16 protein-coding genes and 1 riboswitch are annotated in these 19,832 nt (G+C 49.8%); of the genes, 9 read left to right on the top strand and 7 right to left on the bottom strand.

Translation table 11 applies throughout. The features are described 5' to 3' along the window. Nucleotides 1-248 precede the first annotated feature (248 nt). The 3 genes from N7U64_RS09960 to N7U64_RS09970 are packed head-to-tail and all read left to right on the top strand — an operon-like array spanning nt 249 to nt 4,706. Nucleotides 249-1,343 (top strand): alpha/beta hydrolase, encoded by a 1,095-nt coding sequence (locus N7U64_RS09960; RefSeq protein ID WP_318929681.1) that lies wholly within the window; start codon nt 249-251, stop codon nt 1,341-1,343. 4 nt (nt 1,344-1,347) lie between these two features. After that, nucleotides 1,348-4,122, top strand: a complete 2,775-nt coding sequence (locus N7U64_RS09965) for a glycoside hydrolase family 3 protein (protein ID WP_318929682.1) — start codon at nt 1,348-1,350, stop codon at nt 4,120-4,122. 59 nt (nt 4,123-4,181) lie between these two features. Next, nucleotides 4,182-4,706, top strand: coding sequence for a hypothetical protein (locus N7U64_RS09970; RefSeq protein ID WP_318929683.1), 525 nt, complete (start codon nt 4,182-4,184; stop codon nt 4,704-4,706). A gap of 48 nt (nt 4,707-4,754) precedes the next feature. Here the strand turns inward: N7U64_RS09970 and N7U64_RS09975 are convergent, their stop codons facing one another. Continuing rightward, the gene (locus N7U64_RS09975) at nt 4,755-5,750 is read right to left on the bottom strand and encodes a tRNA-dihydrouridine synthase (RefSeq protein ID WP_318929684.1); all 996 of its coding nucleotides are present in this window, start codon (nt 5,748-5,750) and stop codon (nt 4,755-4,757) included. A 101-nt stretch (nt 5,751-5,851) separates the two neighbouring features. Beyond that, on the bottom strand, nt 5,852-7,444 hold the full coding sequence (locus N7U64_RS09980; protein ID WP_318929685.1) for an FMN-binding glutamate synthase family protein: 1,593 nt from the start codon (nt 7,442-7,444) through the stop codon (nt 5,852-5,854). 159 nt (nt 7,445-7,603) lie between these two features. On the opposite strand from N7U64_RS09980, the gene N7U64_RS09985 reads away from it, so the two are divergent. Genes N7U64_RS09985 through N7U64_RS09995 form a run of 3 tightly spaced genes read left to right on the top strand, consistent with a single transcriptional unit; the run spans nt 7,604 to nt 9,141 of the window. Beyond that, entirely contained in the window at nt 7,604-8,083 is a 480-nt protein-coding gene (locus N7U64_RS09985; RefSeq protein WP_318929686.1) for an LURP-one-related/scramblase family protein, read from the top strand. Between the two features lie 29 nt (nt 8,084-8,112). Further along, nucleotides 8,113-8,622: a hypothetical protein gene (locus tag N7U64_RS09990; protein WP_318929687.1), complete on the top strand. Its 510-nt coding sequence runs from the start codon at nt 8,113-8,115 to the stop codon at nt 8,620-8,622. Beyond that, nucleotides 8,623-9,141, top strand: coding sequence for an NUDIX hydrolase (locus N7U64_RS09995; protein WP_318929688.1), 519 nt, complete (start codon nt 8,623-8,625; stop codon nt 9,139-9,141). Between the two features lie 42 nt (nt 9,142-9,183). Here the strand turns inward: N7U64_RS09995 and N7U64_RS10000 are convergent, their stop codons facing one another. Beyond that, nucleotides 9,184-10,428: an MFS transporter gene (locus N7U64_RS10000; RefSeq protein WP_318929689.1), complete on the bottom strand. Its 1,245-nt coding sequence runs from the start codon at nt 10,426-10,428 to the stop codon at nt 9,184-9,186. A 245-nt stretch (nt 10,429-10,673) separates the two neighbouring features. Here N7U64_RS10000 and N7U64_RS10005 point away from each other — a divergent pair, with 245 nt between their 5' ends. Then, the gene (locus N7U64_RS10005; RefSeq protein ID WP_318929690.1) at nt 10,674-11,657 is read left to right on the top strand and encodes a PD-(D/E)XK nuclease family protein; all 984 of its coding nucleotides are present in this window, start codon (nt 10,674-10,676) and stop codon (nt 11,655-11,657) included. Here the strand turns inward: N7U64_RS10005 and N7U64_RS10010 are convergent. After that, nucleotides 11,643-12,185: a histidine phosphatase family protein gene (locus N7U64_RS10010; protein ID WP_318929691.1), complete on the bottom strand. Its 543-nt coding sequence runs from the start codon at nt 12,183-12,185 to the stop codon at nt 11,643-11,645. The genes N7U64_RS10005 and N7U64_RS10010 overlap by 15 nt on opposite strands. 217 nt (nt 12,186-12,402) lie before the next feature. Then, a riboswitch (glycine riboswitch) is annotated at nt 12,403-12,478 on the top strand. 161 nt (nt 12,479-12,639) lie between these two features. Between N7U64_RS10010 and N7U64_RS10015 the strand changes: the two genes are divergently transcribed. Next, complete coding sequence (locus N7U64_RS10015) at nt 12,640-14,007, top strand: amino acid permease (protein WP_318929692.1); 1,368 nt, start codon at nt 12,640-12,642, stop codon at nt 14,005-14,007. Nucleotides 14,008-14,085: 78 nt separating this feature from the next. Here the strand turns inward: N7U64_RS10015 and N7U64_RS10020 are convergent, their stop codons facing one another. After that, nucleotides 14,086-15,612, bottom strand: a complete 1,527-nt coding sequence (locus tag N7U64_RS10020) for a cryptochrome/photolyase family protein (protein WP_318929693.1) — start codon at nt 15,610-15,612, stop codon at nt 14,086-14,088. Between the two features lie 238 nt (nt 15,613-15,850). Between N7U64_RS10020 and N7U64_RS10025 the strand changes: the two genes are divergently transcribed. Then, complete coding sequence (locus tag N7U64_RS10025; protein WP_318929694.1) at nt 15,851-17,344, top strand: malate:quinone oxidoreductase; 1,494 nt, start codon at nt 15,851-15,853, stop codon at nt 17,342-17,344. 62 nt (nt 17,345-17,406) lie between these two features. On the opposite strand, the gene N7U64_RS10030 is transcribed toward N7U64_RS10025, so the two are convergent. After that, entirely contained in the window at nt 17,407-17,949 is a 543-nt protein-coding gene (locus tag N7U64_RS10030; RefSeq protein ID WP_012371862.1) for an ECF transporter S component, read from the bottom strand. A 351-nt stretch (nt 17,950-18,300) separates the two neighbouring features. Next, nucleotides 18,301-19,830, bottom strand: coding sequence for an alkyl hydroperoxide reductase subunit F (ahpF, locus tag N7U64_RS10035; RefSeq protein ID WP_318929695.1), 1,530 nt, complete (start codon nt 19,828-19,830; stop codon nt 18,301-18,303). Nucleotides 19,831-19,832: the final 2 nt, after the last annotated feature.

Consider the following 19,832-nt stretch of genomic DNA (forward strand, 5'->3'; position numbering starts at 1 on the left):
AAGGCACCCGTTTCGCGTCATTCCGTCAAGGAAAGTACACGAAAGACGGGTGCCATTTTTTGAATCATCCAGAATGATTGATTAATCGGATAAAGATGCGTATGATTGGTTTTGTAAGCGGTATCTTTTAACGAAAAGAGATATCCGATATTTTTTTAATTATTTACGAAAGCGGTTTCGATACTTATTTTTACAAATGAATCATCTCTTATAAGCACGTCAGGAATTCGATAAAAGGAGGAAGAAACATGGGACAGAAGTATCAGCAATTGGTCGACCGGTTAGCGCAAAAAAAGACCAGCGAACGGCAGGATGGTGTCGAAGTCGTCATCAAACCGGTGCCGGACCGGCCGGAAAGCGGCGTACTTGATCCGCGCGTTTTAGAAGTCATGATGCAGCAACAGCAGGACAGTTCACCGGCCGGTCCTTTTTCACTCGAAGCAGCGCGGGCCGGGATGGGGTGGGTCAACACCGACCTGACAACGACAGACATCACGACGGAAGACATCATAATTCCAATTGCGGAACAACCGATTCCGGCACGAATCTATCGTCCCCGGTCGACGGAACCGTTACCGGCAGTGGTCTATTTCCACGGCGGCGGCTTTTTCGGCGGAACGCTTGAACCGGTCGAACATCCTTGCCGGTTGTTGGCGGAGCGGGCGAACGTTGTTGTGATTTCGATTGATTACCGACTCGCACCGGAACATCCATTTCCGGCCGGTCTGAACGACTGTTTCACAGCCGTTACATGGGTCCATGAACAGGCGGAAGAGCTCGGAATCAACCGCGCGCAGCTCGCTGTTGCCGGCGACAGTGCCGGTGGAAACTTAGCGACAGTTTGTGCCCTGCTTGACCGCGAACAACAGACAGAGATGATCCAGTATCAAGTCCTGCTCTATCCGGTCGTCAATCTTGCGGCTCTGCCGACGGATGATTTCAACTGGCGTCTTGACGCCTACGAGATGAACGAAAACCGGGAACTCCTCGAAGGAATCGTCACAGCCCTTGCAGACACGGATGGACTGTTGAACCGGTTGTACCTGCAAGGGACGACAGGCGTCCAGGATCCGCATGTCTCTCCGCTGTTCAGCAATAAGCTGGCCGGACTGCCGGACGCATTGATCATCACGGCGGAATACGATTATCTCCGTCTCGAAGGAGAAGCGTACGGACGAAAACTCGCACGGGCAGGTGTGAAAACAAAACGGATTCAGTACAACGGGATGGACCATGCCTTTATCGAAAAGCTCGGACAGTATCCGCAAGCGGAAGACTGTATCACGGAAATTGCAAACGGTCTGAAGAAACGGTTTACGACTACACAACCAACAGGAGGATGAATCGATGACGACATATACATTAGATTGGAACGCCTATACGGCACTGGCAAGGCAGACGGTCGCAGAAGGCGCGGTCCTGCTGAAGAATGACAAGCAGACGTTGCCGCTGTCAGCGGGGACAACAGTCTCGGTGTTCGGACGCAATCAGTTCAACTATTACAAAAGCGGAACGGGATCGGGCGGGATGGTGAACGTCACACACGTGACAAGTCCGCTCGAAGCGTTGCAAGACCATCCGGATGTGACGGTAAACCAATCGTTGCTCGACGTCTATGAAGGCTGGCTAAAAGATCATCCATTTGATAAAGGCGAAGGCTGGGCGGCGGAACCGTGGTCGCAGGAAGAAATGCCGATCACGGACGAAGTCGTCACAGATGCAGCGTCGCAATCGGATGTCGCCATCATCATGATCGGTCGGACGGCCGGTGAAGACCGCGATAATACAGCGGATCCCGGCAGTTATCTGCTGACGGACGTCGAGTTGACACTGATCGAAAAAGTCGCGGGAGCGTTCCCGAAGACCGTCGTCTTATTAAACGTCGGTAATGTCATCGACATGCAGTGGGCGCTTGATTTCAATCCGAGTGCGATCCTGTACGGATGGCAAGGCGGAATGGAAGGCGGCAACGCGTTGGTCGATCTCTTGACGGGAGCAGTCACACCATCCGGAAAACTGCCGGATACGATTGTCCGTTCCCTCGATGCATACCCATCAACACCGTACTTCGGCCATGAGGACCGGGCGATTTACAAAGAAGACATCTATGTCGGATACCGTTACTTCGAGACGTTTGCGAAAGACGATGTTCTTTATCCGTTCGGATTCGGCTTATCGTATACGACGTTTGATGTCGTAACTGACAAGGTCGACATGACGGAGCAACAGGTCACGTTAACCGTCACCGTCACGAATACAGGAGCGCACAGCGGGAAAGAAGTCGTCCAGGTATATCTTGAAAAACCGCAGGGACAACTCGGCAATCCGGCACGCGGACTTGTGACGTTTGCGAAAACGCAACAGCTTGAACCGGGCCAACAGGAAACGTTGACGCTGACCGTTCCGCTGACGGAATATGCGAGTTACGATGACGCCGGTGCGACGGGGCATAAATCGTCTTACGTCATCGAAGCAGGGGCCTATCATCTGTACGCCGGAACGGACGTCCGGACATCGGTGCATGTAGCGACACAAACGATTGAGACGTTACGTGTCATGGAGACATTAAGTGAAAACATGGCACCGGTCACGGCATTCGACCGGCTGAAGCCGCAACAGACAGAGACTGGATATGACGTGTCGTATGAAGCGACACCACTTCGGACGATTGATCCGGAAGCCCGCCGTTTAGCCGAACGACCGGCAGCACGCACGTATTCGGACAACCAGGGACTGACGCTGAAGGACGTCTACGAAGAGAAGACGTCACTCGATGTGTTCCTTGATCAGTTGTCGGATGAGGATTTGGCAGCAATCGTCCGCGGCGAAGGGATGAATTCCCCGCGCGTCACGCCGGGTACGGCGGCAGCATTCGGCGGTGTCACCGACCGGTTGACAGCGTTCGGGATTCCGGCGGCCTGCTGTGCCGACGGTCCGTCCGGCATCCGGATGGATATCGGAACCAAAGCCTTCTCACTGCCGAACGGAACGCTCGTCGCGTCAACGTTCAACGTCGATCTGGTGGCCGACTTATTTGAAATGACAGGGCTTGAACTCCGAAAAAACGGCATCGATACGTTGCTTGGACCGGGGATGAACATCCATCGTCATCCGCTCAACGGTCGGAACTTCGAGTACTTCTCGGAAGATCCGCATCTGACGGGGATGATGGCTGTCGCCCAGCTCGACGGGATGCACCGGGTCGGGGTGACTGGAACGCTGAAGCATTTAAGTGCCAATAACCAGGAATTCCATCGCCATGATCTCGATTCGATCGTCTCGGAGCGGGCGTTACGGGAGATTTATTTAAAAGGATTTGAACATGCCGTCAAACGGGGACAGGCATATGCGATCATGACGACATACGGTGCCGTCAATGGACTCTGGACCGCCGGCTTGTATGATCAGAATACCCGGATTCTCCGCGACGAGTGGGGCTTTGACGGTGTCGTCATGACCGACTGGTGGGCGAAGATCAATACGGAAGAAACGGAAGCCAACCGGCAACAGACGGCGACGATGGTCCGTTCACAAAACGATCTCTACATGGTCGTCGGAGAACCGGGGGCGAATCCGTTTGAGGATGATACGCTGTCGTCGCTTGCAGACGGGACGTTGACACGGGCGGAGTTGTTACGGAGTGCGGCGAATATCTGTCAGTTCATCCTGCGGTCACCGGTCATGGAGCGGACGCTTGGTCAGGAATCAACGGTCGAGGTCACCGGATTACCGGAAGAAACGGATGATCTGAACGAACAGGCGGTGACGCACCAGCAACTTCAGAGCGGCGTTCCGATCGTCTTCGACGAACTCGATACGTCAACCGGAAGCAGCCATGTCTTCGCCGTCACGGCGGAAGAAACCGGGATGTACCACGTCACGTTTGAAGCCCGGTCGTATGCCGGGGAACTGGCACAGATGCCGGTGACCTTGTTTGCGAACAACATGCCGGTTGCAACGTTTACGTTTAACGGGACGGACGGCGAATGGGTGACGCAGACGAAAGACGTCTTTGTCTTTAATCCGCACAACTACTTCAAGCTGTACTTTGCGCTTGGCGGGCTTGAGCTTAAAAACATTACCTTTACGTTAACGGAATCGTTCCATATGAAAAACGGGTAAACTAAACACCAGGCAGTCAGTTGCTGCCTGGTGTTTAACGCGTTTAAAAGGAGGACCCGATGCAATTCTCAAGAATTAAAAAGCAGATAATATCGTTCGTCGCGCCGTCACTTCGACCGCGTCTCGATCTTTATGCCACAGTCGACCGGCATTTTCATGACGGCGAAGCCCGAGTTTGGATGACTCTGGATGGAAAAACTTTTTTTAAGGCGGAGGATTTACGGTTTACGTTCGAAGCGGACCGTCGTTATGCGTTGGCGAAGAACCGCTTGCCGGAAAAACCGGAGCGAATTACACTGGAGGTTTTTCAATCGGATTGGTACAAGACATCGCGTGCATTATATGAACAAATCGAACGCGAGTTGGAACAAGAAGGCTGGCACGCCAATTACGACGTGCAACAGGATTTGCTGCTGTACCCGAAGCTCTCGATTGAAGAAGCGTTAAGGCATCCCCATGCCTTCATCCGCGGTTTTGCGTTGCTCGACCGGCGCGTCGGAAAACGGCGCTTGGAACGTGTCATGTGCGACACACCGTTTGAATTGACTTGTTTAAAGATTCGACTGGAGTCGGAATCTGACTAACGACAAAAAAGAGCAGGGCCTGGGGCTCTGCTCTTTCAGCTGATTAAGTTAAATCGAAAACGAATTAACAGCGTGAATGCCTTCTTGTTCGACGAATTCGTCAAGCAATGCCCGGACGTCATCCGTTGAGTTCGTGTCCATCAAACGGGCGCGCAGTTCGCTCGCCCCGCGGAAACCGCGGACATAAATCTTGAAGAACCGGCGGAGCGGTTTGAAGAGACGCGGCTCGAATTCAGCTGAATACTGATCGTGTAGGTCGAGTTGCAAACGTAACAAATCAAGTAATTCTTCGCTTGAATGGTCTTTCTTTTCGACTTCGAACGCAAACGGATTATGGAAAATCCCGCGTCCGATCATGACGCCGTCGACACCGTACTTTTCGACGAGTTCAAGACCATGTTGACGGTCGTTGATGTCTCCGTTGATCGTCAAGAGCGTTTGCGGTGCTACTTCATCGCGGAGTTTCTTGATTTCCGGAATCAGTTCGAAGTGGGCCGGGACTGCACTCATTTCTTTACGCGTCCGCAGGTGAATCGACAGGTTGGCGATGTCCTGCTCAAGGATATGACGTAACCAGTCGTGCCACTCCTCGACTTTCGAATAGCCGAGTCGTGTCTTGACGCTGACCGGCAGACCGCCGGCTTTTGCTGCTTGAATCAGTTCAGCGGCGACATCGGGACGGTTGATCAGTCCTGATCCCTTTCCGTTGACGGCGACGTTCTGGACCGGACAACCCATGTTGATATCGATTCCTTTAAAGCCCATTTCCGCCATTCCGATACTCATCTCACGGAAATATTCCGGCTTGTCGCCCCAGATGTGGGCGACCATCGGCTGCTCATCTTCCGTGAACTCAAGGCGTCCGCGGACACTCTGTTTCCCTTTTGGGTGACAGTAACTTTCTGTATTCGTAAATTCAGTGAAGAAGACATCCGGTCGCGCTGCTTTCGCGACGACGTGACGGAAAACGACGTCGGTGACATCTTCCATTGGAGCAAGTACAAAAAATGGTCGTGGCAGGTCCTGCCAAAAGTTGTTTTTCATCGTATATAAAACCCTTTCCTTAAGGTAATTCGTTTTGCACAATTAAAATTTCATCAACTATACACTTTAAGCGTAATGAGGAAAAAGTGCAAGCGGATGGTTTAGGAAAGAGGCATCGGATAATGAATCAAGGCGGTGGCCGGTGTGACTTGTCCGTTCGATTGTTTATAGATGATATGCTTTGCCGACAACTCGGTCGGGGACTTCAGACCGGCAGCGGCGGTCAGATTGTATAAACCTTCCCGGAGCGAGATGATGTAGTTCGTCACCCGGAAACTTTTTTCATCGACGATCAGCGCTTGCTGGAGTTTCGGATCAGTCGTTGCGACTCCGACCGGACAGTGGTTCGTGTGACAGACTTGCGCCTGGATGCAACCGACGTTAAACATCAGGCCACGGGCGATGTTGACGAAATCGGCGCCAAGCCCTAAAGCGACGGCAATCTTATCGGCACTGATCAGTTTGCCGGAAGCAAACAGTTTGATCCGGTCGCGGATGCCGTGAGCGACCAGCAACTGATGCAGATACGGCAGGGCCGATTTGAGCGGTAAACCGGCCGCATCCGCAAGTTCCTGGAACGAGGCACCGGTGCCGCCTTCGCCGCCATCAATCGTGATGAAATCCGGATGTTTTCCGGACGTTTTCATATAAGTGACGAGGTCGTGCAGATCGTTGAGATTGCCGACGACCAGTTTGATGCCGACCGGCTTTCCGCCGGTTTCCCGTAACAGTTCAACAAACGTCAGCATCTCTTCCGGCGTCTGGAATTCATTGAACCGATTCGGACTGTCGATACTGACGCCGGCTTTGACGTTCCGGACGGAGGCGATTTCCGCCGTGACCTTCTCGCCTTCGAGGTGACCGCCCCGTGTTTTCGCACCTTGGGCCAGTTTCAATTCAAAAGCTTTGATTTGTGTCAGCTCACTTTTCTTTTTGAATTCCTCTAGCGAAAAAGCACCGTCTTCCGTCCGGACACCAAACAGTCCCGGGCCAATCTGAAAGATGATGTCGACGTCACCCTTCAAATGATAGTCGGACAGTCCACCTTCTCCGGTGTTCATCCAGGTTCCTTCCGCCCGGCCGAGACCGATCGACAATGCCGTAATCGCCCGGTCACCGAGCGCACCGAAACTCATCGCCGACTGACCGATCAGTCCGAAGACTTGAAATGGCTGACGGCAGGTATGTTCCCCAATGATCGGAGCGTCAGCGGCGGGAAGTAAAAACGGTGCAATCTGCTTTTCGACCAAATGTTCTTTGCGGGTCAGGAGATTATCCTGATCGAGCTGATAGAGGTGAGTCGTAATTTTATGCTGGTTATTGATCCTCAGTTCCTGACGGTTCGTCGGAAAAAGCGCATTTTGCAGATAAAAGCCGGCTGCTTCAAAATCACGTTCGGAACCAAATCCCATCGTTCGCGTATTATATTTACCGGCCAGCACAGCTGTTTTGTAATCGTTCCGGGAAAACGGTTTGTCTTCATTATTATTTAAGAACAAATACTGGCGAAGTTCAGGACCGACTTTTTCAAGGATGTAACGGATTTTTCCGAGCACCGGAAAGTTTCTTAAGATGGAATGCTCCTGTTGTCTGTGATCGATATTCCACAGATAGAGCCCAAGCGCCAACGGAACGAAGATGATGAGTGAAATCAATGTCAGGATAATCGTCAGAATGATGGTATCAGTCGACATAGGAGTGCCTCCTTCAGGAATCGTAGCAGCGGGACGATGGGGAGGGAAAAACAAACACGTTAGTCGAATAAGGTAAAACAAGACCGTTCTATCCCGATACCACTTGCCTAAAGAATACAAACCTAACGAATAATCAGATGAACGAAAGGATGATTTCTTATGCATACGCTGTACATGAAACAGAAAGTATTCAGTTTACGGGGACGATTTTCGATTCAAGATCAGCAGGAACAGGACGTTTATCTTGTCGAAGGCAGCTTTATGAAGCTGCCGAAGACTTTCTCCATCTCGACGGTCGATGGGGAAGAAGTCGCCGTCATCACGAAAAAAATGCTCAGCCTGTTGCCGAAGTTTTTTATCGAAGTCGACGGGGAGACACTGACGATCGAGAAATCATTTACGTTCTTTAAAGACCGCTATACGATTGATGCGGCAGATCTTGAAATCGACGGAGACTGGTGGGACATGGACTTTGAAATCAAACGTCACGGCGAAGTCGTCGGAAGCGTCGAGAAAAAATGGTTCACGTTTGGTGACAGTTATGAAATTCAAGTCTTTGATCCGGATATTGAAAAGATTTTGATTGCGCTTGTCGTTGCCATTGACTGTGTCAAAGAAGATGAAGAATCCAGTTCGTGATAAGAAAGCACTCAGGAGAGGAAGCGGATATGAAACAGCTTTTGATGAAACAGTCGTTTGAATGGAATCGCCGATTTACGGTTGCGGATGAAGCCGGACAAATCGTGTATGAAGTAAGAGGACAGTTATTCCAGATGCAGAAAAATTGGCAACTCGTGCACGAAGGATCCGAAGTCGGTCGGGTGACGAAACAGACGTTCAGTATGTTGCCCCACGTCCTGATTGAACTGGACGGGCGAGTCATTGCGACGATTCAAAAAACCGGATTTGTGATGTTTTCGAATTACCGAATCGACAGCCGGGAGTTGCATGTCGACATCAACTGGGCGACGATGACATTCAGCGTCACGTATCAGGGGAATAAAATCGGGCAAGGCAAAAGACGGTGGGTCCGTTTCGGCAAACAATACGAATTGACACTGCTCGACGATACGGCAGAACAACTTTTTTTGAGTGTCGTCCTCGGTCTTGATCGGGCGAAAGCCGATAAGACGGTTTCGACGCTATTTTCGGACGACTGGATGAGGGGGAAGAAATAAATGGAACGGTGGGATATCTATACGGCAGACCGTGTAAAAACAGGGCGGACCTGGCCGCGGGGAACGGAATTAAAGGACGGAGATTACCATCTTGTTGTGCATGTCTGTTTATTCAATAAGCAGGGACAGATGTTAATTCAACAACGCCAGCCGTTCAAAGAGGGCTGGCCGAACATGTGGGACCTCAGTGTCGGCGGCAGTGCGACGACTGGTGACACGAGTCAAATGGCTGCCGAGCGTGAATTGTTCGAGGAACTCGGACTATCGCTGTCATTCGAAGGAAGGCGGCCGCAGTTGACGGTGCCGTTTGAAGTCGGATTTGACGACTATTACTTAATTGAAACGGAAGTCGATCTGACGACCTTGACGTTACAGGAAGAAGAAGTCCAAACCGTCAAATGGGCGACGGAAGACGAAATCATTACCGGGATCCGGGAAGGAGTCTTCATTTCCTATCATGAACCGTTGATCCGGTTGCTGTTCATCCTGCGCCATCAATATGGTGCGCATCAAAAATAAACAATCCCCAGTGTCGCAGACGACACTGGGGATTGTTTGCAATCAGGCTGTTTTTTTCGAAGCCGGAACCGATTGTTTCGGTTTGGTTTCCGGTAAAAAGAGAATAAAGATGAGGTACGTCGAACAGCTGAGGAAAAAGACGACCATCGACGCTGTATAACCCATCTGACCGAGCGTGTAACTCCAAATAATCGTAAAGATGGTTTGGGTCGCATACGCAATCGCCCAGAACAGGCCGAACAAGACGGTGATCTTTTGTGGTGTCATGCCTTTCATCTCGTGGGCGAGATTCATGAAAATCGGATACTGAATATACATCGCGAACCCGGAGACGAAAGCAAAAATATACGAGACGAGCGGTGAGATGTTGCCAAACGCAACCGTGACGATGAAGCTGCCGATCATCACGAAGCCGCTGATCAGAAGAATCGGTTTTCGTGGTGTCCCGCGGCTGCCGATTTTCAGACCGACGAAGGTCCCGATGATCCCGGCGCCGGAGACCAGCAGATTGACGAGCGATCCGTTTAACTCGGTATACGTGTCAAACACCGGTTTGAGTCCGACGAGCGACAGAATATACAGTGTCAGGAAGCCGCCGAACGCGATCGCATACTTCCATAAGAAGCTGTCTTTGATCGCATCCCGGTAGCCGTAAGCCGTGACGACTTCATTTTGGTCGCTTGCCGTGTTCAAATCGAATTCTTCACTGAAGATCAACCAGGCGAGGAACAGGACGGCTGTTAAAGCAGCAAAAATCGTTAACGTCAGCTGCCAGTTGTTCGTGAATTGAGTCGCAAAAAACGTAAACAGTAACGAGACGACAAACGCACCGACATTATACGAGACGGTATTGAGCGCATTGATCCGGAGTTTTTCCGTCGGGTTACTGATGTAGCGGGTGACGACCGGATTCATGTAGACGATGACCATCGAGCCGCCAAGCCCCATGACCATCCGGGCCGCCGTATATGCCCAGTAGTTCGGCAGATAAATGGCGACGATCGCCATCATCAGGAAGAACAGTGCCAGCATCGGTGCCTTCTTGGGTCCGAGCTTCATCAGAATCAATGCCGCCAAGATGTTCGCGAAGACGCGGGCGGTCGTGATTGAGTAGTTGACGAGTTGTGAAATCAACGGGTCAACGGTCCGGTCTCCGAAAAAATGAGCCGTGATTTGCGGGGTTAATGAGGAACCGGCGACCCAGTTCATGGCGAACGTCGCATAGGCGAACCAGAGAACAGCCATCATCAAATACCCTTTTCGTGCGTGACTTGCTTGTGTAGACATAATGTACCCCTTCTTTTCTTAAGCCGATTCGCTGTAAGACAGGAATTCGAACTACTTCACTTTGTTATCAATTCGTTAAATGTAGTCGAGTTCGAAGGGGAAGTAAAATAGATAATTCTTATAAGAATTATAAATAAATGGCATGAATAGAAACTTAATTCATTCTTTAAAAGAATGAATTAATACTGATTCTTTTAATCCATTTTTTGGATATAATTAATAAAAGGAAAAGGAGGTCTCTACTGATGAAGCCTAATTTATTTGATTATGCCACGAGCGAACTGTCACAAGATGCTTTTTTATGTTGGTTACTGAAGTGGGGAGAATCAAGCTTTCATAGCGTTGATGAAGAATTAAATCGAATTGCAATCGAGTTTATTGATGAGATTTTTTCCTTGCATGGCTATAAACGAGATGATGAAATTAAACAAGTCCGCATCATTCGTCAATTTAAAGGATTGGATGTATTAGCCATTATTGATGAAAAATATGCCATCCTAATTGAAGATAAGACATTCACTTCAGAACATTCGGGACAACTCGAACGTTACTTGGAAGAAGTAAAAACGAATATTTCGACACGAGACCTCATCCCTTTACCGACGTACTATAAAATCATCGAGCAATCGAATCATCAGGCTATCCATAAGGCAGGGTACCAACCGTTTACGCGCGACCGGATGATAAAAATCTTAGAGAGTCATCGTCGAAATCTTCCGATGAATACGATTATAGATGATTATCTTCATCATCTAAAACGACTAGACGATGATATCAATTCTTATCAAACACTTCCGATTGCGGAATGGACTGCTTTCTCTTGGCAAGGATTCTATCGAGATCTTCAAAAAAGATTAAATGGTAAGTGGGGATATGTATCAAACCCTAGTGGCGGATTCTGGGGGTTTTGGTGGAAGGGAAATGAACAACAATATCATTACTGGCAATTAGAAGAAACTGTGTTGAGGGCGAAGATTGAGGCGAAAGAAAATCCTGATATCAAAGCCTATCGTGACATGTGTATGTCAACACTAATGAAAGACTCTTCTGAGTGTGATTTAAAACTAAAGCGACCAAAAAGGATAAGTACAGGAAAGAATATGACGATTGCTTATCGTGAAAATTATTTACAACTTCAAGAAAACGGCCTACTCGATTTCGAGAAAACCGTTTTTGAACTCGAACGTTATGGTCAATACAAACAATCCGTGAAATCAGATGATGTTTAAATTCTCGAAAACAAAAGCACCGTTAACTTTTTTAAGGAGAAATACATCGGGATTACGAAGATGTTGTCCTTGTTCAAAACCAAAAGAAGAATCGAGTGAATGAAGGTATAGTGTAAGTAGATTGCCATGGGTCACAAGAATAGTCGTCTCAGCAGAGTAGGACCAAACGTCATTTATAACGTCCTGGATTCGCCGTGCCGCTTCTGCACTCGTTTCTCCGCCCGGACATGCATAATCAAATTCAATAAACGTTTTACGGAGCTCTCCCTGCCAATCGGTCAGTGATTGAATACTCAGGGTACGTTCACGCAAGTCATCGTGGATTTCGATAGAACAACCTGCCTGTACGGCGACAGCGTTGATTGACTCAATTGCTCGGCGAAATGGACTCGATAAAATCCGGTCAACCGGAATGGATTTAAAAAAGTCAGCGAGTAATAGCGCTTGTTTTTGACCTTGAGCCGTCAACGGAGCATCGGCTGCTTGTCCGGTCGCTTCACAATGACGGATAAGATAATAGGTCTGCAATGTAAGTACCTCCTCTGAATGTAACCATACGAAAGAGTTCTGGTAATAGAATGGAAAATCCTCTTTCAAGTTATGAAAGAAGAAATGAAAGAATTTGATAAAACGGTTGACAAACGATCATAAGATTACTAGTATTAGAAACAATTCAGGTGATTATGTCACCTCAGCAACTGAATAAAAAGAGAAAGCTATGATTGTCATGGGTCACACTATGGCAGGAGCAGCTTCTGGAGAGACCGTGTAAACGGCGCCGAAGGGTTCACAATCTCAGGCAAAAGGACAGAAGAGTACTAAATCTTTATTTTTTGTGTTGGCTTTGCTGACCGGAAAATGATTATTTGCTATTCTGATGATTTTTTTGAGATTGGACACCCGTCCAGTCTCTTTTTTTGTTGGACTGACAGAACAGTCTGACCGGGGGAAACAGAGAGATTATCAAAGGAGGAGTTCAGGTTTGGAACAGCAAGGATTAAAGCGGGATTTATCGAATCGTCATGTCCAATTGATTGCGATTGGTGGAACGATCGGAACGGGGTTGTTTTTAGGGTCGGGGAAAGCCATTCAGTTGGCCGGTCCATCGATTGTATTTGCTTATCTGCTTGTCGGGATTGCGATTTTCTTCGTCATGCGGGCACTCGGAGAGTTACTGTTGTCAAAAGCCGGTTATCAGTCCCTGACGGATATCGCGGAAGATTATCTCGGACCGCGCGCCGCATTCGTAACCGGCTGGACATATTGGTTCTGCTGGATCATGACGGCGATGGCCGATGTGATTGCCGTCGGTGTTTACGTCAAATACTGGTTTGATATCCCGCAATGGATTCCGGCCGTCATCGCCCTGTTGATCCTACTCGGCTTTAATCTTCTGACGGTCAAACTGTTCGGAGAACTCGAGTTTTGGTTCGCCCTGATCAAAGTCGTAACGATTTTAGCTTTAATCGGTGTCGGAATCGTCCTGCTCGTGATCGGCTTTAATACGGATGCGGGACCGGTCACGGTCAAGAACTTGTGGCAGCACGGCGGGATGTTCCCGAACGGTGTCACCGGTTTCCTGTTGTCGTTCCAAATGGTCGTCTTCGCCTATGTCGGTGTTGAACTGGTCGGTGTCTCGGCCGCTGAGACGGCGGATCCAAAAAAGAACATTCCGTCCGCAATCAATAAGATTCCGTTACGGATTCTCTTCTTCTACGTCGGTGCCTTATTGGTCCTTCTAATGATCAATCCGTGGACCGGACTGAACGCAACGGAAAGCCCGTTCGTCAAAACGTTTAGTCTGATCGGAATTCCGGTCGCGGCCGGAATCATCAACTTCGTCGTCCTGACATCAGCCGCATCTGCTTGTAACAGCGGGATGTTCTCGACGAGCCGGATTCTCTATAATCTCGGGAATCAAAAACAGGCACCCCAATCATTTTCGAAGCTCAATAAAAACCATGTGCCGGCGAATGCGTTGTTCATTTCGACATTGGTCGTCTCGGGTGGAGCCTTGTTGAGTAAATTACTTCCGGGACAAGCGTTCAGCATCGTGACGACGATCAGTGCGATCTGTTTCATCTGGGTTTGGGGCGTCATTCTCGTCTGTCACTTGAAATACAAGAAGACACAGCCGGAATTACATGCTGCATCGACGTTCAAAGCGCCACTCACACCGTTCGTTAACTATCTTGTGCTCGGTCTGTTCACGCTGATTTTATTCGTCATGCTGGTTGCGGATGAAACACGTCCTGCGCTTCTCCTGACACCGGTCTGGTTCATCGGATTGTTTGTCCTGTATCAGCTGCGGACGAAAAAACATCAAAAAGCAGAACGTCACAGTGCGTAATGTATCACAGAAATAAACAAAGACCCGATTTCCTGCCAAGTAAGGCAGGGAGCCGGGTCTTATTTGTTGAGACGATACTCAGCTGTGAAATGCGCCATCCGCCAGCTGTTTCTTCAAGGCGGTCGCTTTTTTGCGAATCGCCTGCTGATCGCTTTTATCCCGTTTGGCCCACTGCCGGTACATCATCGACATCCGTTGGTTGCCGGAGAACCGTTCCTCGTGCCGGGCGATGAAGTCCCAGTATAATGCGTTGAACGGACAGGCATTGTCGCCGAGTGCGTCCTTCTGGTTAAAGGGACAGTTCCCGCAGTAGTCGCTCATCTTATGAATATAGTTCGCCGAGGCAATGTACGGTTTCGTCGACAGGAGACCGCCGTCGGCATGCAAAGCCATCCCGAGCACGTTCGGCAGGACGACCCAGTCATAGGCATCGATATACATTTCGTTAAACCAGTCCGCCGTCTGTTGAGGGGAAATCTCAAACAGATTGGCAAAGTTCCCGAGCACCATCAGTCGCTGAATGTGGTGATTGTGCGCCGTTTCGATGACAGGTCGCAACGACTCCGCGACACATGTCATCTTTGTTTCGCCGTCCCAAAAGAAGTCCGGCAAATCGCGGTTGTGTTTCAGGACATTGACCTGTTCATATCCCGGCATCTCGCTTAAATACACAGCCCGCATGTATTCGCGCCATCCGAGAATTTGCCGGATGAATCCTTCGACGGCATTAAGCGGAGCCTCCTGGTCTTCCAGTGCAGCCGCTGCCGCTTTGATGACTTCGTCCGGTGACAGTAAGCCGATATTGATCGACGAGGAGAGCAGGGAGTGCGATAACGTATCTTCTCCCGTCAGCATCGCATCCTGATAGGTCCCGAACGTCTCAAGTCGTTCGTCGATGAACCGGGCGAGCGCGCGCTGGGCTTCTGCTCGGGTGACCGGCCAGTGGAACGTCTCAAGCTGACCCGGATGGTCGGCAAACGACGTGTCGACCTTTTTCATGACGTCACGTGTAATCTGGTCCGGACGGAACCGGATCGGTGTTTTAAAATCGATGCCGTCCTTTGCCGGTTTCCGGTTATCTGCATCAAACGACCATTTTCCGCCGACCGGCTTATTCCCGTTCATCAACAAACGGTGGTCTTTGCGAAGTTGTCGGTAAAAGCGGTCCATCTTCCATGGTTTGTCTCCAAGCAGCGCCACGGCTTCGTCCTGCGTCAATAAAAAGAGCGGAACATCGGAGCAGACATCGACGGTGATGGATTTCGGGAGAGCATCCTGAAATTTTTGCATGACACGGCGCATCGGTTCGTCTGTGATGGCTGTATAGAGGAGGTGTGTCGGTTTGTACTGCTTCTGGTGCTGCTTCCACGCTTCATCAAACGAATCGGCTTCCCGGTAATCGACCGTAAATCCTTTTTCCCGGAGTTCGTCTGCGAAATGCCGCATCGCCGAAAAAATCAGCACCAGTTTTTGTTTATGATAGGTTTTCCAGGTCGAGCGCGATGTCGCTTCCACCATCAGGATGATATCTTCTTTTGGATCGGCTTCTGTTAGAAGCGGTAAGGTGTGACTCAGTTGATTGCCGAAAATCCAGCGTGTCGCCATAAATGGTTCCCCCCTTTTTTCTCTATAAGAGTATATAGCCGCTTTTTCTGAAAGTATGTCTCAGGATGAGCGCGATTGTTGCAAGGGAAGTGTATTTATTTTTAGTTAGAGGCACTGGATATTTTAATTTATGAATGACCTGTGATAGGGTTATACTGGAAAGGTAAGTTGTCGTCATACGAGCGCTTTCAACTGGTATGACAGGTCCATAATATCAAACGGGGATAGGAAGGATATCATGAGCAGTATGCCTAAACAAACAGATGTTATTTTGATTGGTGCCGGAGTCATGAGCGCAACGTTAGGGGTCTTATTAAAAGAGCTTGCGCCGGACATGAAGATTAAAGTATTCGAGAAGTTAGCAAGTGCTGGGGAAGAAAGCTCGAATGAGTGGAACAACGCGGGGACAGGTCACGCTGCACTTTGTGAACTGAACTATACGACGGAAAACGCCGACGGAACGATCGACATCAGTAAAGCCGTCAAGGTCAACGAGCAGTTCCAGTTGTCGCGCCAGTTCTGGTCGCACCTCGTCAAAGAACAGGTGTTGCCGAATCCAAAAGAATTCATCATGCCGATTCCGCATATGAGTATGGTCGAAGGCGCGGAAAACGTCACATTCCTGAAAAAACGATTGGAAGCGCTCTCAGCTAATCCGTTGTTCAAAGGGATGGAATTTTCGGAAGATCCGGAGCAGCTGAAACAATGGATTCCGTTAATCATGGAAGGCCGGACGTCACCGGAGCCGATCGCAGCAACAAAAATCGATTCGGGAACGGACGTCAATTTCGGAGCGTTGACACGGATTTTGTTTGATCACTTAAAACAACTCGATGTTGAGATCAACTACGGTCACGGTGTCGAAGACTTGAAACGGGTCGACGGCGGCTGGGAAGTCAAAGTCAAAAACGAACGCGACAACCGGATTGAACATCATACCGCGAAGTTCGTCTTTATCGGCGGCGGCGGTGGAAGCTTGCCGTTGCTTCAAAAAACAGGGATTCCGGAGTCGAAACAGATTGGCGGATTCCCGGTCAGCGGCTTGTTCCTCGTCTGTAAAAACCCGGAAATCGCCGAGCGTCATCATGCGAAAGTCTACGGGAAAGCGAAAGTCGGTGCACCGCCGATGTCTGTCCCGCACTTGGATACACGTTACATTGACGGTCAAAAATCACTCTTATTCGGACCGTTTGCCGGCTTCTCGCCGAAGTTTCTTAAAACGGGATCGAATCTTGATTTGATCACATCGGTTAAACCGAACAATGTCTTGACGATGCTTGCGGCAGGCGCAAAAGAGATGGGACTGACGAAGTACTTGATCGAACAGGTCTTACTGTCGACGGAGCAACGGATGAACGAACTGCGTGAGTTCATTCCGAACGCGAAGACGGAAGACTGGGATGTCGTCGTTGCCGGTCAACGGGTGCAGGTCATCAAAGATACACCGCAAGGCAAGGGGACACTTCAGTTCGGAACGGAAGTCGTCAGTGCGGCAGACGGTTCGGTCGCAGCGTTGCTCGGTGCGTCACCAGGCGCTTCAACAGCTGTACCGGTCATGCTGGAAGTGCTGGCCAAGTGTTTCCCGGATCAACTGCCTAGCTGGGAAGCGAAAATCAAAGAAATGATTCCGTCGTACGGCACGTCACTCGTCGCGAATCCGGAACTCTTTGATCAAATCCACGCCGAAACAACAAAAACACTCGAATTGACGGAAGCACAGCCGATTCGTTAAACACATTATATAAAATAACAAAACCCCGTTCTCTTGAAGAGAGCGGGGTTGTTTGTCGTGCATCAGCCGCGTTGACGGAAGAAACGTGTTTTCTTTAGGGCAATCCCGACTGGAATCGCAACAAGAATTCCGACGACGTTTTGTGTGATGTTACCTGGAATCGATAATGCTGGAGCTACCCAGTTACTGTACAAAATCCCTTCGCAGATATAATAGACAGCGAGCATGGCGGGAACCGATGCAATCATAGCAAGCAGATTGACACCGGGCTTTGTTCCGTTACGTCCATATGTCCAAGCAATCCAACCGACGATGAATCCTTGTAAACCGCGACCGACAAAGGAGAAAGGCGCCCAAAGTGCCCAACCAGACATGATATCGAAAAGTCCCATTCCAACCGCGCCGGCAATCATTGCTGTCCGGGGTCCGAAGAGAATTGCGATCAGGAACAACATCGCTGTTCCCATGTGGACGAGTCCGCCATTTGCCGCGATCGGCAGTTTGATATTAATGAAAAATGTAGCAACAAAAACAAGTGCAATCGACATTGAAGTGATGACGAGTTGCCGGGTACGAGTGCTTGAATACGGTGCTGCTTTTTGCATGTGTCAGACCTTCTTTATGATAGATTTTGAATACTCTCAATCTATCAGATATCTGGACTAGCTAAAAGTATCAATTTCAAACAATTTATAGGGGTCAGTTTGAACTTTGACCTCTAATGATGAAAGTATGCGCCCGAAAGAGGATGTCCCGTGACTTCTACGGGAAAAAGCGCGTTTACGCGCTGGTAGAGGCAGGCGAGACCCGGCTTTAAGACCTGTTGGTCGCCAAAGCCGCGGCTTGCGCCTCGCCCGAGAAAAGCACGGGAAAAATTCTCTTTTGTTCGTAGCGATTCTGTTCATACTAGATTTTACAATCAAAAAACGCCTTGCCGAAGCAAGACGTTTTCATCATCAGTTACGAATCATATAATCGAAAGCACCGAGTGCTGCGGTAGCACCTGATCCCATCGAGATGATGATCTGTTTGTATGCACTGTCCGTACAGTCACCGGCTGCAAAGACACCCGGGATGTTCGTTGCGCCATGACGATCAACGAGGATTTCACCGAACTTGTTGCGTTCGATCGTTTCGCCGAGCCAGTCTGTGTTTGGCACAAGACCGATCTGGACGAAAACGCCTTCGAGCTCGACATGGTGCTCAGCACCTGTTTCGCGTTCGACATACGTGATGCCGTTCACTTTATCCGTACCCGTGATTTCCTTCGTCTGGGCGTTGGCAACGACCGTGACGTTCGGAAGACTCGCGAGACGGTCTTGTAAGACCGCGTCCGCTTTCAGTTCCGGTGCAAATTCAAGCACCGTCACATGTTTGACGAGACCGGCCAAATCAATCGCCGCTTCGACACCAGAATTCCCGCCGCCGATAACCGCAACGCGTTTTCCTTCGAAGAGTGGACCGTCACAGTGAGGACAGTACGCAACCCCTTTGTTCTTGAATTCAAGTTCGCCAGGCACACCGATGTTACGCCAGCGTGCTCCTGTTGAAAGGATCAGACTCTTCGTTTTCAAGACCGCACCGTTTTCAAGCTCCAGTTCCACGAAGTCTTTTTTCTCAAGACGTGTCGCCCGTTGAAGGTTCATGACATCGATCCCGTACTCTTTGACGTGTTCTTCAAGACTCGCCACGAGTTTCGGACCTTCCGTATACTTCATGCTGATGAAGTTCTCGATACTCATCGTATCCATGACCTGACCACCGAAGCGTTCCGCGACGATTCCCGTCCGGATTCCTTTACGTGCCGCGTAAATCGCAGCACTGGCACCGGCAGGACCGCCACCGACGACAAGAACGTCGTACGGGTCTTTGTCCGCAAAATCAGAAGCGTCGACACCTGTACCGAGTTTCGCGAGAATCTCTTCGAGGGACATCCGACCGTTTCCGAAGGCTTCGCCGTTGACGAAGACAGTTGGGACAGCCATGATTTCTTTTGCTTCGACTTCTTGTTTAAAGGCACCGCCGTCAATCATCGTGTGGCTGATATTCGGGTTCAGGACACTCATGACGTTTAGGGCTTGAACGACATCCGGACAGTTGTGGCAGCTGAGACTGATGTACGATTCGAAATGATACGTTTCTTTGATGCCTTTGATCTGTTCGATCAGTGCGGCGTCGACTTTCGGCGCGCGACCGCTGACTTGGAGTAACGCCAAGACGAGGGACGTGAACTCGTGACCGAGTGGAATCCCGGCAAACGTAATGCCGCTCTCTTCCCCGACACGGTTGACGCTGAAGCTTGGTGTCCGCGGCAAGGCCGCCTGTTCGATGCTGATTCGTGGTGACATGCTCGCGATTTCTTCGACGAGCTCGCTCATCTCAAGAGAAACGGAGTCTGTCCCGGCGCTGACCGCGAGGACAAGATCTCCTTCCAATAAATCGAGGTATTGAGCGAGTTGTGCTTTAATATCTGCTGCTAAAGCCATCT

The organism is Exiguobacterium sp. K1 (genome assembly GCF_033721435.1).
Taxonomy (GTDB): domain Bacteria; phylum Bacillota; class Bacilli; order Exiguobacteriales; family Exiguobacteriaceae; genus Exiguobacterium_A; species Exiguobacterium_A artemiae.

What these genes read in the sequence shown, in the direction of transcription:
- N7U64_RS09960 (WP_318929681.1), top strand. Translation starts at nt 249, where the DNA reads ATGGGACAGAAGTATCAGCAATTGGTCGACCGGTTAGCGCAAAAAAAG.
- N7U64_RS09965 (WP_318929682.1), top strand. Translation starts at nt 1,348, where the DNA reads ATGACGACATATACATTAGATTGGAACGCCTATACGGCACTGGCAAGG.
- N7U64_RS09970 (WP_318929683.1), top strand. Translation starts at nt 4,182, where the DNA reads ATGCAATTCTCAAGAATTAAAAAGCAGATAATATCGTTCGTCGCGCCG.
- N7U64_RS09975 (WP_318929684.1), bottom strand. Translation starts at nt 5,750, where the DNA reads ATGAAAAACAACTTTTGGCAGGACCTGCCACGACCATTTTTTGTACTT.
- N7U64_RS09980 (WP_318929685.1), bottom strand. Translation starts at nt 7,444, where the DNA reads ATGTCGACTGATACCATCATTCTGACGATTATCCTGACATTGATTTCA.
- N7U64_RS09985 (WP_318929686.1), top strand. Translation starts at nt 7,604, where the DNA reads ATGCATACGCTGTACATGAAACAGAAAGTATTCAGTTTACGGGGACGA.
- N7U64_RS09990 (WP_318929687.1), top strand. Translation starts at nt 8,113, where the DNA reads ATGAAACAGCTTTTGATGAAACAGTCGTTTGAATGGAATCGCCGATTT.
- N7U64_RS09995 (WP_318929688.1), top strand. Translation starts at nt 8,623, where the DNA reads ATGGAACGGTGGGATATCTATACGGCAGACCGTGTAAAAACAGGGCGG.
- N7U64_RS10000 (WP_318929689.1), bottom strand. Translation starts at nt 10,428, where the DNA reads ATGTCTACACAAGCAAGTCACGCACGAAAAGGGTATTTGATGATGGCT.
- N7U64_RS10005 (WP_318929690.1), top strand. Translation starts at nt 10,674, where the DNA reads ATGAAGCCTAATTTATTTGATTATGCCACGAGCGAACTGTCACAAGAT.
- N7U64_RS10020 (WP_318929693.1), bottom strand. Translation starts at nt 15,612, where the DNA reads ATGGCGACACGCTGGATTTTCGGCAATCAACTGAGTCACACCTTACCG.
- N7U64_RS10025 (WP_318929694.1), top strand. Translation starts at nt 15,851, where the DNA reads ATGAGCAGTATGCCTAAACAAACAGATGTTATTTTGATTGGTGCCGGA.
- N7U64_RS10030 (WP_012371862.1), bottom strand. Translation starts at nt 17,949, where the DNA reads ATGCAAAAAGCAGCACCGTATTCAAGCACTCGTACCCGGCAACTCGTC.
- ahpF (WP_318929695.1), bottom strand. Translation starts at nt 19,830, where the DNA reads ATGGCTTTAGCAGCAGATATTAAAGCACAACTCGCTCAATACCTCGAT.